Annotated in this window: 10 protein-coding genes; 9 read left to right on the top strand and 1 reads right to left on the bottom strand. The window is 29.1% G+C overall.

Going from position 1 to position 12,901, the window contains the following annotated elements; genetic code table 11:
* The first annotated feature begins 1 nt into the window (after window position 1).
* From ACRCYC_RS00405 to rlmD, 9 genes are all read left to right on the top strand, one after another.
* Window positions 2–715 (top strand): PHP domain-containing protein, encoded by a 714-nt coding sequence (locus ACRCYC_RS00405; protein WP_438617218.1) that lies wholly within the window; start codon window positions 2–4, stop codon window positions 713–715.
* 15 nt (window positions 716–730) lie between these two features.
* A complete protein-coding gene (gene rapZ, locus ACRCYC_RS00400; RefSeq protein WP_438617217.1) occupies window positions 731–1,588 on the top strand; it encodes an RNase adapter RapZ in 858 nt (285 codons plus the stop codon).
* A gap of 16 nt (window positions 1,589–1,604) precedes the next feature.
* The gene (locus ACRCYC_RS00395; protein WP_438617216.1) at window positions 1,605–2,711 is read left to right on the top strand and encodes a gluconeogenesis factor YvcK family protein; all 1,107 of its coding nucleotides are present in this window, start codon (window positions 1,605–1,607) and stop codon (window positions 2,709–2,711) included.
* Window positions 2,712–2,775: 64 nt separating this feature from the next.
* On the top strand, window positions 2,776–3,198 hold the full coding sequence (locus ACRCYC_RS00390) for an NUDIX hydrolase (RefSeq protein WP_438617215.1): 423 nt from the start codon (window positions 2,776–2,778) through the stop codon (window positions 3,196–3,198).
* A gap of 10 nt (window positions 3,199–3,208) precedes the next feature.
* Window positions 3,209–4,159, top strand: a complete 951-nt coding sequence (whiA, locus tag ACRCYC_RS00385; protein ID WP_438617214.1) for a DNA-binding protein WhiA — start codon at window positions 3,209–3,211, stop codon at window positions 4,157–4,159.
* A 113-nt stretch (window positions 4,160–4,272) separates the two neighbouring features.
* Window positions 4,273–7,758: a DNA polymerase III subunit alpha gene (locus ACRCYC_RS00380; protein WP_438617213.1), complete on the top strand. Its 3,486-nt coding sequence runs from the start codon at window positions 4,273–4,275 to the stop codon at window positions 7,756–7,758.
* Between the two features lie 176 nt (window positions 7,759–7,934).
* On the top strand, window positions 7,935–8,894 hold the full coding sequence (gene pfkA / locus ACRCYC_RS00375) for a 6-phosphofructokinase (protein WP_438617212.1): 960 nt from the start codon (window positions 7,935–7,937) through the stop codon (window positions 8,892–8,894).
* Between the two features lie 17 nt (window positions 8,895–8,911).
* Window positions 8,912–10,672, top strand: a complete 1,761-nt coding sequence (gene pyk / locus ACRCYC_RS00370; RefSeq protein WP_438617210.1) for a pyruvate kinase — start codon at window positions 8,912–8,914, stop codon at window positions 10,670–10,672.
* Between the two features lie 112 nt (window positions 10,673–10,784).
* Window positions 10,785–12,143 (top strand): 23S rRNA (uracil(1939)-C(5))-methyltransferase RlmD, encoded by a 1,359-nt coding sequence (gene rlmD, locus ACRCYC_RS00365; protein WP_438617209.1) that lies wholly within the window; start codon window positions 10,785–10,787, stop codon window positions 12,141–12,143.
* Between the two features lie 190 nt (window positions 12,144–12,333).
* Here rlmD and ACRCYC_RS00360 read toward each other — a convergent pair whose 3' ends face one another.
* A complete protein-coding gene (locus ACRCYC_RS00360; RefSeq protein ID WP_438617208.1) occupies window positions 12,334–12,762 on the bottom strand; it encodes a hypothetical protein in 429 nt (142 codons plus the stop codon).
* Between the last annotated feature and the right edge of the window lie 139 nt (window positions 12,763–12,901).

The following is a 12,901-nucleotide window of genomic DNA, read 5'->3' as shown; positions in this document are numbered from 1 at the left end:
TATGGAGATAATAGCTGATTATCACACACACACAGTATATAGCCACGGTAAAGGAAGTATTGAAGATAATGTAAAAGTAGCTATTGAAAAAAATATAAAAAAAATAGGAATATCGGATCATGGATATAAGCATATTGCATATGGAGTAAAATATGATAACATAGCTAAAATGAGAGAAGAAATAGATATTCTCAATCAAAAATACAATGAAATTGAGATTTTATTAGGTATGGAGTGTAATATACTAGATGATAAAGGAAATATAGATGTAGATGATAAAATATCTAGTATGTTAGATTACACTATGGCGGGATATCATTTTGGATCTAAGCCATCATCTATAAAAAGCGTATTTAATCATGCTTTAAACTACTTGAAATTTAAAAATTATTGTAAAGACTATAATACTAATGCAGTAGTTAATGCTATCAAAAACAATAATCTTTTTATAGTTACGCACCCTGGAGATAAAGGTGATGTATATATAGAAGAGATAGCAAAAGCGGCATTTAAAAATAATACATTTTTAGAAATAAATTCGCATCATGGATATTTAAATGTTGAACAATTGAATAAAATAAAAAACACAGGTGTTGAATTTGTAATAGGATCTGATGCACACATGCCTGAAAATGTTGGAAATTTTGAAAAAGCTATAAAAATAGCAAAAGAAGCTGAATTAGATTTTAATCTTATAAAAAATATAAAACTTTAAAATGGGGGATGAGATATGAGATTTATAATAGTAACAGGATTATCTGGTTCTGGTAAAAGTGAAGCTATGAAAGCCTTAGAGGACATTGGATATTATTGTATAGATAATCTACCTCCAACTCTTATAACTAAGTTTGCGGAGTTATGTTATCAAGGAAATTCGAATATAGATAAAGTTGCGCTAGGGATAGACATAAGAGGAAGAGAATTTTTTAAAACTTTACATGAAAGTTTAAGCTACTTAGAAAAGGAAAATTATAAATATGAAGTTTTATTTTTAGATTGTGCTGATGATATTTTAGTTAAGCGATATAAGATGACTAGAAGGAACCATCCATTAGCTAAATCGATGCAAATAACAGAAGGAATAAAAGAGGAAAGAGAAATATTACAAACCTTAAGAAACAAGGCTGATAGTATAATAGATACTAGTAATATGAAACCTAGGGATTTAAAGGAAGAGGTAAGTAAGTTATACTTAGAAGGAGAAGAAAATCCTAAGCTTACAATATCTATAGTATCATTTGGATTTAAGCATGGTATTCCTATAGATGCTGATTTAGTTTTTGATGTTAGATTTTTACCAAATCCATACTATCTAGAAGATTTAAGACCAAAAACTGGGGAAGACCAAGAAGTTAGAGATTATGTTATGGATTCTGATATTAGTAGAGAGTTTTTTGCTAAATTAGAAGATATGATTGATTTCTTAATACCTAATTATATAAAAGAAGGAAAAAGCCATTTAGTAATAGCTATTGGATGTACAGGTGGGAGACATAGATCTGTAACGATTTCAAATCTTATATATGATGATTTAATTAAAAAGGGTTATAGAGCTGTAAAAAAACATAGAGATTACACTCTAAGATAGAACCATGGAGGGAATTATGACATCAGTAATAATTTTTATAGGAATAGCAGGTTGGATTTGTCTAATAGTTTCACTAGTTGTATACTTTAAGACAAAGGAACAAAAAAATGCTAAACTTATGAAAAATAATAATGAAGAAAAACCGAAAGTTGTTGTAATAGGAGGCGGAACTGGTCAATCAGTTTTCTTAAGAGGATTGAAGCATTACACTCAAAATATAACAGCTGTAGTAACGGTTGCTGATGATGGAGGAGGTTCAGGAGTATTAAGGGAAGATTTAGGTATGTTACCTCCTGGAGATATAAGAAACTGTTTACTATCACTAGCAAATATAGAGCCTACAATGAGTGAAGTTATGAAATATAGATTTACAGAAGGTGCATTAAAAGGACAAAGCTTTGGAAATCTTTTTTTAGCAGCGATGAATGGTGTGTATGGTAATTTTGAGACTGCAGTTTCTAAAATGAGTGAAATATTTGCTATTACAGGTAGAGTGTTACCTGTAACTTTAGAAGATATAAATCTGACTGCATATTTAGAAAATGGAAATATAGTAAATGGAGAATCAAACATACCAAAGCAAGTAAGATCTCAAAATACGCGTATTGAAAGAATTAAATTAGAACCAGAAAGTGCAAAACCATTAGATGACGTTATTAAATCTATACACAATTCAGATATAATTGTAATAGGTCCTGGAAGTTTATATACAAGTATAATGCCAAATTTACTTGTAGAAGGTGTTGTAGAAGCTATTAAAGAGTCTAATGCACCAAAAGTATATATATCTAATATAATGACTCAGCCTGGTGAAACGGATAACTATAATGTATTAGATCATGTAAGAGCTATAAACAAACATTGTGGTGAAAATATAATTGATATAGTGATAACTAATAATGAAGTACTGCCTAAGCCTGTATTTGATATATATAATAAAGATGGAGCGAGTCAGGTGCTTTTAGACGAAAATCAAAAGAATATATTAAATAATATGGGAATAAAGGCAATAGAATGTAATTTAGTAGAGATAAAGAGCAACTATATTAGACATGACGCAGACTATATATCAAATGTAGTTGTTAATTTGGCACTAGGTCATAGTTATGATAATGAGAAGTAAAAAAGGATTTTAAAAATTTATGTAGAAATCCTTATTATTATGTTATTTTAAGGAGTGAACACCAATGAGAGAAGAGGTTAGTGCCGGGGGCGTAGTATTATTTGGTAATGCCGTGCTCTTACTTAGAAAATTTAATGGAGATTGGGTATTACCTAAAGGTAAAGTTGAAGTTGGAGAAAACAAAGAAGATGCAGCTCTTAGAGAAGTTCTAGAAGAAACGGGTGTAAAAGCTGATATATTAAAATATTTAGGTGAAATCCATTATACATTTAAAGAGAACTGGGATGAAAATAGAGCGGTTCATAAAACGGTATATTGGTATTTGATGCAAGCTAGAAGCATGGATACAATTCCTCAAAAGGAAGAAGGATTTATAGATGCTAAGTTTGTACATTTAGATAGAGTTGTTGACTTAGCTAGATATGATGATGAAAAAGAAATTATTAAAGTTGCTTTAGATGAAATAAAAAAAAGATTGAAAAAATAGGTGATGAAAGATGTCTTTTTCAGCGGAAACAAAAAATGAATTGGCTAGAGTTTTCTCAGAGGATAAATGTTGTAACATAAGTGAACTTTCTGCAATTGTTAGATTATCGGGAAGCATACAAATTGCTGGATATAAAAAACTAAACTTAAAAATAAGTACAGAGCTAAACTCAACAGCTAGAAAAGTTTTTAAATTACTAAAATCTAACTTTGGGATTAATACGGAGATATCGGTAAATAAAAATCAAATGTTAAAAAGAAATAGTAGTTATGTACTTATGATAACTAGCGATATGGGAGCAAAAGAGTTAATGAGGGAGTTAGGTATATTATCGAGAGAAGAAGGTTTTTTCACGATGAATACAGTTCCTGAGGATCTTATAAAAGATAATGAGTGTGTTAGAGCATTTATAAGAGGTGCATTTTTAGGCGGAGGGTCTATAAGTGACCCTGAGAAAAACTACCATCTAGAATTTGTAACAAATAATGAAGAGTTTGCAGATTCTTTAAAGAATCTTATAAATTCATTAGGGTTTAATTCTAAAACAGTATCTAGAAAAAATAACTATGTAGTTTATTTAAAAGAAAGTGAACAAATATCAGATTTATTAAATATAATAGGAGCACATCAAGCTCTATTAAGTCTTGAAAGTACTAAGATAGTCAAAGAAATGAGAAATAATGTTAATAGATTGGTTAATTGTGAAACTGCCAATTTATCTAAAACTGTTAATGCAGCCGTTAGACAAATAGAGAATATAAAATATATTCAATCTAAGGTAGGTTTAAATCATTTGCCTGATAATTTAAGGGAAATAGCTGAACTAAGAATTGAATACGAAGATTTAACATTAAAAGAGTTGGGAGAAATGGCTAGCCCGGAGTTGAGTAAATCAGCAGTTAATCACAGGTTAAGAAAAATAGAACATATAGCGGATGATTTAAGAGCTAAATATAAATAAGAGGCATTGAGCCTCTTTTTTATTTTCAAGAATATTAAAAATATAATTCATGGTTTTTGATTAACATGTGATTATTGTGGTAAAATTATTTTTATAAGTAGGAGGTGAGGTATTTGAGCAAAGATTTTGTTCATTTACATGTTCATACAGAATATAGCTTACTAGATGGTTTTTCTAGAATTAAAAACTTAGTAGGTAGAGCTAAAGAGTTAAACATGAGTGCTGTAGCTATAACTGATCATGGTTGTATGTTTGGAGCTATAGATTTTTTCAAAGTAGCTAAGGCAGAAGGGATAAAACCTATAATAGGATGTGAAGTATATACGGCACCTAGAGGAATGAGAGATAAAGATCCAAATTATGATAAATCTCAGGGACATTTAATACTTCTAGCTAAAGATATGGAAGGTTACCAAAACCTTATAAAGTTAGTATCAAAGGCATATGTTCAAGGATTTTACTATAAGCCTAGAGTAGATATAGAAGAGATAAAAAACCATAGCGAAGGTATTATTGCGTTATCAGCTTGTTTAGCTGGAGATGTTTCTCAGGCGCTTATGAATAGAAATTATGATAAAGCTAGAAATATAGCATTAAAATATAAAGAAATATTTGGAGAAGAAAATTATTATATAGAAATACAAGATCATAACTTGCCAGAGCAAAAGGAAGTAAATAGCGAATTAATAAAGTTATCAAAAGAAATTGGAATAGGTCTTGTTGCTACAAATGATGTTCATTATGTTAGAAAAGAAGATTCTAAGATACATGATATTTTAATGTGTATTCAAATGGGTAAGACAGTAAACGATCCAACTAGAATGAGATTTGGAAGTGATGAATTTTATTTGAAATCTAGAGAAGAGATGGAAGGAATTTTTCCAGATGTACAAGAGGCTTTAGATAATACTTCTAAAATTGCAGAGAGATGTAATGTAGAGTTTGATTTTAATACAATACATTTACCTCAATATGATGTTCCCAATGGATATACTCCAAATGAATATTTAAGAATGTTATGTTTTAAAGGTTTAAAAGAAAGATATCCAAATGCTTCTGATGAGATAATAGATAGATTAGAGTATGAATTAGGTGTAATAGAGAAAATGGGATATGTAGAATATTTTCTTATAACATGGGATTTCATAAATTTTGCACGAGAAAATAATATTATGGTAGGGCCAGGAAGAGGTAGTGCAGCCGGATCTATAGTTTCATATACATTGTATATAACAGACATAGACCCTATAAAATATTCACTTTTATTTGAAAGATTTTTAAATCCTGAACGTGTATCAATGCCCGATATAGATATAGATTTTTGCTATGAAAGAAGAGAAGAAGTTATTGATTATGTGAAACGAAAATATGGGGAAGATCATGTGGCGCAGATAATAACATTTGGAACTATGGGAGCAAAAGCTGCTATAAGAGATGTTGGTAGAGTGTTAGATGTTAGTTATAACAAAGTTGACAATATAGCAAAAGAGATACCTTTTGCATTAGGGATGACAATAAATAAAGCCTTAGATACAAATCCTAATTTAAGAAAATTATATGAAGAAGATAATGAAACAAAAGAAATAATAGATGTATCTAGAAAAATAGAAGGAATGTTAAGACATGCATCTACGCATGCAGCTGGAGTTGTTATTTCTAAAAAGCCAATAGATGAATATGTACCATTATATAAACATCAAGATGCTATAACTACTCAGTTTACAATGACAACATTAGAGGAACTTGGATTGTTAAAAATGGATTTCTTAGGGTTAAGAACTTTAACTGTAATAAGAGATGCACTAGATTTAATAGAGAGAAATCATAATGTAAAGCTCAATTTTTCAAATATGGAGTATAATGATCCAAAAGTATATGAATTACTTTCTTCTGGTAATACATTAGGTGTATTCCAGCTAGAGAGTGCTGGAATGAGAAGTTTCATGAAACAATTAAAGCCAGATAATTTCGAGGATATAGTTGCTGGGATTTCACTTTATAGACCAGGACCTATGGACTCTATACCAGTTTATATTAATAATAAAAACAATCCTGAAAATGTAGAGTACCTTCATGAAAAATTAAAACCTATAATGGAAGTTACATATGGATGTTTAGTTTATCAGGAGCAAGTAATGCAAGTTGTTAGAGATTTAGGTGGATATAGTTACGGGCGTAGTGACTTAGTTAGAAGAGCTATGGGTAAGAAAAAAATGGATGTAATGGAAAAAGAGAGACAGTACTTTATTCATGGTAAATTAGATGATAATGGTGAAGTTGAAATAACAGGATGTATCAGAAATGGTGTTCCAGAACATATTGGTAATAAAATATTTGATGATATGATAGATTTTGCAAAATATGCATTTAATAAAAGTCATGCAGCTGCATATGGAGTTTTAGCATATGAAACAGCATACTTAAAAGCACATTATCCAGTAGAATTTATGGCTGCTCTTATAACTAGTGTTATGGGGAATACTGATAAGGTAGTTGAGTATATAAGAGAATGTAATAGTCTTAAAATAGATGTCTTAAAGCCAGATATAAATAGGAGTTTTACTAAGTTTTCTGTTGAGAATGAAAGCATAAGATTTGGATTAGCTGCAGTTAAAAATGTTGGTGTAAATGTATTAAATAATATTATAGAAGAAAGAAATATAGGTGGAGAATTTAAAGATTTTAGTGAGTTTTGTAAAAGATTAGATTCTAAAGATGCTAATAAACGTATAATTGAAAGTCTTATCAAGTGTGGAGCATTTGATGAAATGGGAGATAATAGAGCTAGCTTACTTCTTGGATATGAGAAGTTATTAGAAAGTATATCTATGGACAGAAAGAAAAATTTAGCAGGACAAGTATCATTATTTGATGGATTCACAATGGATGAATCTATAAGTGATAATATACAAAACATGAATACTTTACCAAATGTAAAAGAATTGGAAGAGAAAGAAAAATTATATTTAGAAAAAGAAGTTCTTGGAATGTATGTAAGTGGACATCCGTTATCTCAATATAAAGATGAGTTAAAGAAAAAAACAACTATTAACAATGCTGATTTAAATGAGATAAAAGATGATTACATTAGCTATTTAAATTTAAATGAAAAAGAAGTAACAATGGGAGGAATTGTAGTAAATAAAACTATAAGAACAACTAAAAGAAATGATTTAATGGCTATAATTGAACTAGAAGATTTGTATGGGGTTATAGAAGTTATTGTATTTCCGCAAGTTCTTCAAAAATATAACGCTATAATTCAAGAAGATAAAATTATTTATATAGAGGGAAGATTAAGTATAAAAGAAGATGAAAATGCAAAACTTATAGCTAGGGAAATAATAGATATGAACAGTAGTATAAATCAAAATAAACCTAGCTTATATTTAAAAATAAATTCTATAGAAGATAAAGAATTAGTAAATAGTTTAATATCTATAGTAACAAAATATCCTGGTGATGAAGATATATATATTTATGCTGAGAATATAAAACAAATGTATAAATGGAACCATATAAAGGTTAATATAAATGAAAATTTAATTAATGAATTAAACAATATTTTACCTAAATCAAGTATAAAAGTAAAAATTTAAATTTATTTAAAATTTTATTATATAAAAAGATAGCGAAATTATGATATAATAACAAAAAATAGATAGTTTCGCTTCTATTGAATTTTTTTAAATTTACTGGGATAAAAAAGCAACACAGGGACGTAAAAAGTCCCTGAAGTTGATAAAATATAATAATCAACTAGGAGGTAAATATAATGAAAACTATAGGTATATTAACTAGTGGAGGAGATGCACCTGGTATGAATGCAGCTATAAGAGCTGTTGTTAGATCTGCTATATACTATGGATGTAAGGTTTATGGAATAAACAGAGGATATAAAGGCTTAATAGAAGAAGATATACAAGAAATGAATCTATCTTCGGTTGGAGATATAATACATAGAGGTGGAACTATATTAAAGTCATCTAGATGTGAAGAATTCAAAACAGAAGAAGGTAGAGAATTAGCGGTAGAAGTTCTTAAAAAATATGGAATAGAATGCTTAGTTGTTATAGGAGGAGATGGATCTTTCAATGGAGCTCAAAAACTAAGTGATTTAGGATTCCCGGCTATAGGAATACCAGGAACTATAGATAACGATTTACCATATACAGATTATACTATAGGTTTTGATACAACTATGAATACAATAATAGATGCTATAGGCAAAATAAGAGATACATCTTCATCTCATGAAAGGGTTAACATAGTTGAAGTTATGGGAAGACACTGTGGAGATTTAGCTTTATATGCAGGTCTTGCAGGTGGAGCTGAAACCGTTATAGTACCAGAAATTGATTTTAAAGTAGACGATGTATGCAAAAGATTGAAAACTACTCAAAAAAGAGGTAAGAGACATAGTATAATCGTTTTAGCAGAAGGTGTAGGAAATGCTAAAGAAATAGGCGATCAGATAGTAGAAAAAACAGGAGCTGATTTAAGGATTACAGTTTTAGGACACGTCCAAAGAGGTGGAAGTCCAAGTGCATTTGATAGAATACTTGCAAGTAAAATGGGTGTACGTGCTGTAGAATTATTATTAGAAGGAAAATCAGCTAGAGTAATTGGTACAAAGGATAATAAGATAATAGATATGGACATATATGAAGCTCTAACTATGGAAAGAAAATTTGATGATGAAACTTATGAAATGGTAAAAATATTATCTATATAAATTTAGGAGGATCTAACATGTTAAAAGGGATTAAGAAGACAAAAATAGTTTGTACACTAGGGCCTGCGTCACAAAGTGAAGAAATATTAACTCAATTAGTAGAAAATGGGTTAAATGTATGTAGATTCAACTTCTCTCATGGTTCTCATGAAGAGCATAAAGAAAGATTTGATATGGCTAAAAAAGTTAGAGAAAAATTAAATAAACCAATAGCTATATTATTAGACACTAAAGGACCGGAAATAAGAACTGGAAACTTTGATGCTCCAGAGGTTTTATTAGAAGAAGGACAAAAGTTTGTTATAACAATGAAAGATGTTATGGGAACTAAGGAAATGTGTACAGTAAGTTATAAAGGCCTTTCTGAAGATGTAGTTCCTGGAGATACTATATTAATAGATGATGGATTAGTAGGACTTAAAGTAGAGGAAGTAAAAGGGGAAGATATACACTGTATAGTTGAAAACTCTGGGATAGTTAAAAATCACAAAGGAGTTAATGTACCAAGAGTTAAAATAAATTTACCTGCATTAACAGACAAAGATATAAGTGATATAGAGTTTGGTATATCTCAAGGGATAGATTACATAGCTGCTTCTTTTGTTAGAAAAGCATCAGATGTATTAGCTATAAGAGAAGTTTTAGAAAAAAACAATGCGACAGATGTACAAATAATATCTAAGATAGAAAACCAAGAAGGCGTAGATAACATAGAAGAAATATTAAAAGTTTCTGATGGTATAATGGTTGCTAGAGGTGATTTAGGAGTTGAAATACCAACTGAAGAAATTCCAATAGCTCAAAAAATGATGATAAGAAAATGTAATGAATTAGGTAAACCGGTTATAACAGCTACTCAAATGCTAGATTCTATGATAAGAAATCCTAGACCTACAAGAGCTGAAGTAACAGATGTTGCAAACGCTATATATGATGGAACTGATTCAATAATGTTATCAGGAGAAACAGCAGCAGGTAAGTATCCAGTAGAAGCTGTTAAGACAATGGCTACTATAGCTAAAAGAACAGAGGAAACTTTAAATTACAATGAATTATTAAAAAATAAAAAACTTAATGGAGTTAATGTTACAGATGCAATAAGTCATGCTACATGTACTACTGCAATAGACTTAAATGCATCAGCTATAATAACATCAACATCATCAGGACATACAGCAAGAATGGTATCTAAATTTAGACCAGCATGTCCTATAATAGCGGCTACAAATGATGATAAAATAATGAGAAGATTAGCTTTAACTTGGGGTGTATATCCTATAATAGCTAGTGAAGCTAAGAATACAGATGAAGTTGTAGAAAATTCTATAAATGCAGCTAAAGAAGCTTCATATTTACAAAATGGAGAATTAGTAGTTATAACTGCGGGTGTACCAGTAGGAGTAAGTGGAACTACTAACTTAATAAAAGTACACGTTACTAGTGAAGAAATAACTAATGGTATAGGTGTAGGTAGCAAAACTGTAGAAGGTAGAGTTAGAAAAATTAACAATCCTAGCGAAGTTCTTGATTTCGAAGAAGGAGATATAATAATAACTAATATGACAGATGCAGATATGAATGCACATATAGAAAAATGTGGTGCTATAGTTACTGAAGATGGGGGAATGACATGTCATGCAGCTATAGTAGGAATAAACTTAGACAAACCAGTTGTAGTTTCAGCTAAAAACATAACAAATTTAGTAAATGATGGAGAAATTATAACTGTTGATGCATCTAGAGGTATTGTATATAGAGGATCAACAAGAGTTTTATAATAAATAAATTTGGAAATTTGATGCTATATTTAAGATAGGGGCTTTATAAGCTCCTATTTTTTTGGTAAAATAAGTTTTTGTAGTTTAATTATTATGTTCGGAGGAAAAGCCTATGTTATTAAAAGACAGAGAGTATATAGTAGACGTTGTTGATATAGGGCAAGGTGGCGTTGGTATTGGCAAGCATGAAGGATTTACAGTTTTTGTAGATGGCGGATTAATTCAAGATAAATTAAAAGTAAAAATTAATAAATCTAAGAAAAATTATGCAGTTGGAGACATTGTAGAAATATTAGAAAAATCACCATTTAGAGTTAAAAGAGAATGCCCAGATTATTTATCTAATTGTGGTGGATGTCAGATACAGGAATTAGATTATAAAAAACAACTAGATATCAAAACTAATGAAGTTAAACAGACTATAAGTAGAATCGGTAAGTTAGATAATGTTTTGATTCATCCTACATTAGGAATGACTAGTCCTTTAAGATATAGAAATAAAGCTCAATTTCCAATTCAAAAGCAAAATGGTAAAACAGTAATAGGATTTTATAAAAAGAAAAGTCATGAGGTTATACCTACAGATACTTGTGTAATTCAGCATGATGTAAATGATAAAATAATAAAAATAATAAAGACATATATAAAAGCATACAATGTGAGTATATATGACGAAAAAACTCATACAGGTGTATTAAGACATTTAGTAACTAAAGTCGGATTTAAAACAAAAGAGGTTATGGTTGTATTAGTTGCGAACGGAAAAAAATTACCATACCTAAGTGAATTAGCATCTGTACTAAAAGAGAATGTTCCAGGTTTTAAAACACTAGTAGTAAATACTAATAGAAATAAAACAAATGTTATATTAGGAAAAGAAAACAATATTGTATATGGAAGTGGAAAAATAAATGATTATATCGGTGATTTAGTTTTTGAAATTTCCCCATTATCATTTTTCCAAGTTAATCCTATTCAAACTGAAGTTTTATATAACAAAGCACTTGAGTATGCTGATTTAAAAGAAAATGATACAGTATTTGATATATATTGTGGAATAGGTACAATATCTTTATTTTTAGCTCAAAAGGCTAAAAAGGTTTATGGAGTAGAGATCGTTGATGATGCTATAAAAGATGCTAATATAAATGCTACATTAAACAACTTAGATAATGCAGAATTTTATGTTGGTAAAGCTGAGGAAGTAGTACCTAAATTATATAAAGAAGGAAAAACTGCTAATGTAGTAGTTGTAGATCCTCCTAGAAAGGGTTGTGAAGAAACGGTATTAGATACAATAGTTTCAATGGAACCTGATAAGGTAGTATATGTATCTTGTAATCCTTCTACATTAGCTAGAGATTTAGCGTATTTAGATGAAAAAGGATATATTTGTACGGAAGTTCAACCAGTAGATATGTTTCCACATACTATGCATGTAGAATGTGTTGCCAAATTAATAAAAAAATAATTGGTTTTTAGTTGCGGCTTAAAAAATAATCTGATATTATCATAGTATAAAGTACATATGATGTAAAAAAACCATGAAGGTTTGTAAAACTCTTCATGGTTTTTTTTGATTTATACTTGTACAAAATAAAACTCTATATAAAAATAGATAGTCTTAAAAACTATCTATTCCCTTTTATTCTTTTAAGATGCTATATAGCATCTTTTTCTTTTTTGAAAAAATTTTCTGATGAATTATTTTCATGAATTTCACTACTGAATAAACGACAAAAATATTTTAGAAAATTAATATTTTCAAAAGCTATGTTTTCTACAATACATCTAGGAATTCCTATACAAATGCAATCATCTATAGCCTTTAAATTATAGTTGAAATTACTGTCTGTAAAAATTTCTAAAGCTCCTATAACATTTGAATTTATTGGAGAATTTATTTTATTAATTTTACCTTCTACTAAAAAATATAAATAATTAGGACTAGTACATTCACAAACTATAAATTCATCTTTGCAAAAACAATGTAGTTCCATATTTTTAGTAAAATCTATTTTGAAAATGTCTAATATTTTATACTTATTTACATAATATTTTAATGTATCTTCATGATGCAGCTTTAACATAAAACCACCCCTATAAAATTAAAGTTAATACAATTATAATTATTGACTAATATGTTAAATATAAACTTTAAAATAATAAATAAAAAATAAAAATTTGGACAATATAATATTAAATAAATACACAACAACACCTCAGTGA

This window comes from Paraclostridium sp. (genome assembly GCF_051657365.1).
Lineage (GTDB): Bacteria > Bacillota > Clostridia > Peptostreptococcales > Peptostreptococcaceae > Paraclostridium.
Note: the sequence above shows the minus strand (reverse complement) of the source record. Positions and strands in the feature narration are given on the sequence as shown.

Excerpts from the sequence above, each read along its gene's own strand:
- ACRCYC_RS00360 (WP_438617208.1), bottom strand. The coding sequence starts at position 12,762 with ATGTTAAAGCTGCATCATGAAGATACATTAAAATATTATGTAAATAAG.
- ACRCYC_RS00395 (WP_438617216.1), top strand. The coding sequence starts at position 1,605 with ATGACATCAGTAATAATTTTTATAGGAATAGCAGGTTGGATTTGTCTA.
- pyk (WP_438617210.1), top strand. The coding sequence starts at position 8,912 with ATGTTAAAAGGGATTAAGAAGACAAAAATAGTTTGTACACTAGGGCCT.
- rapZ (WP_438617217.1), top strand. The coding sequence starts at position 731 with ATGAGATTTATAATAGTAACAGGATTATCTGGTTCTGGTAAAAGTGAA.
- whiA (WP_438617214.1), top strand. The coding sequence starts at position 3,209 with ATGTCTTTTTCAGCGGAAACAAAAAATGAATTGGCTAGAGTTTTCTCA.
- rlmD (WP_438617209.1), top strand. The coding sequence starts at position 10,785 with ATGTTATTAAAAGACAGAGAGTATATAGTAGACGTTGTTGATATAGGG.
- ACRCYC_RS00390 (WP_438617215.1), top strand. The coding sequence starts at position 2,776 with ATGAGAGAAGAGGTTAGTGCCGGGGGCGTAGTATTATTTGGTAATGCC.
- ACRCYC_RS00405 (WP_438617218.1), top strand. The coding sequence starts at position 2 with ATGGAGATAATAGCTGATTATCACACACACACAGTATATAGCCACGGT.
- pfkA (WP_438617212.1), top strand. The coding sequence starts at position 7,935 with ATGAAAACTATAGGTATATTAACTAGTGGAGGAGATGCACCTGGTATG.